Origin of the sequence: Streptomyces sp. NPDC102270 (assembly GCF_044766405.1) — a bacterium.
Classification (GTDB): Bacteria; Actinomycetota; Actinomycetes; order Streptomycetales; family Streptomycetaceae; genus Streptomyces.
Map to the genome: position 1 here is coordinate 1 of NZ_JBIWLX010000073.1, position 1,291 is coordinate 1,291.

Here is a 1,291-nt window from a genome sequence, read left to right on the forward strand (position 1 = left end):
TGAGGGGCCACGAAGTTTCCGGACGGGCACCCAATAGGGTTGTCCTGAACAAGGAAACGAGGAAGAAGTGGCGCCACCCAGTAAGTACTCGCCGGAGTTCCGTGAGGAAGCCGTCCAGATCGCGTTGAGGTCGAGCAAGACGATCTCCGAAGTCGCCCGAGAGCTTGAGATGAACTCGGAGACGCTGCGCGGCTGGGTGAAGAAGCACCAGAAACAGCAGGAACCGGCCCCCGATGCGGAACTGACGGTGAACGAGCGGGCGCGGCTGAGGGAACTCGAACGACGCAACCGTGAGCTGGAGATGGAAGTCACCTTCCTGAAAAAAGCCGCAGCGTACTTCGCGAAGGATCCCCGGTAACGAGCAAGTACGAGTTCATCGACGAGATGCGGCTCGACACCGAGAAGTACGCATACAGCGTCGAGTTCATGTGCGGCCGACTCGGCGTCTCCAGATCCGGCTACTACGACTGGCGATCCCGCACGGAATCCGCGACAGCTCAGCGGCGCGAAGAACTGAAATTGCTCATTGAGAAAGCCTTCGACATGTCCGACAGCACCTACGGGCACCGGCGCATCCAGGCCCAGCTGCACCGCTGGGGCGTCGCCGCGGGCGTGGAGCTGGTCCGGCGCCTCATGCGCGAACTGGGCCTGGCGCCCTGCCTGCCACGGCCGAAGAGGTTCAACCTCACTCAGGCTGCGGCCGGCCAGGTGCCGGACCTCGTTGGCCGCGACTTCACCGCGGATGCGCCCGGCGAGAAGCTCGTCGGTGACATTACTTATATCGCGACCGGGGAAGGCTGGCTGTACCTCGCAACCGTCATCGACTGCTGCACGAAGGAAGTTATCGGTTACGCGATGGACGACCATTACCAAACCCCACTGATATCCAGGGCAATCCAGAACGCGGCACGGAACAGGAACCTCTCGGCCGACGCGATATTTCACTCCGACCGCGGAAGCAACTACATGTCAGCGGAGTTCGGTAAGACGCTCGACCGGTTCGGACTCCGCAGATCTGCCGGCCGCACCGGGATCTGCTTCGACAACGCCATGGCCGAATCATTCTTCGGCGCCCTGAAGAACGAGCGCGTATCGAGGGCGACTTACCTGACCCGCGAGGCTGCCAGGCAGGACATCACTCGCTACATCGAATTCTGGTACAATCGCAAACGCCTCCACTCGGCGGTGGGTTACCGCCCTCCGCGTGAAGTCCATGCCGAGTATGAGAAGTTGCGAATCGCCGCGTAAAATTAACGGTCAGAAGCCTGTCCGGAAAACGCGAGGCCCCTCA

General features: G+C 61.4%; 1 protein-coding gene. It reads left to right on the forward strand.

What is annotated here, in order from left to right; translation table 11 throughout:
• Positions 1–67 precede the first annotated feature (67 nt).
• A protein-coding gene (locus ACIRP7_RS45625) for an IS3 family transposase (RefSeq protein ID WP_403672984.1) occupies positions 68–1,248 on the forward strand; the annotation gives its coding sequence in 2 pieces (ribosomal slippage) (positions 68–332 and positions 332–1,248; 1,182 coding nt in all).
• Positions 1,249–1,291: the final 43 nt, after the last annotated feature.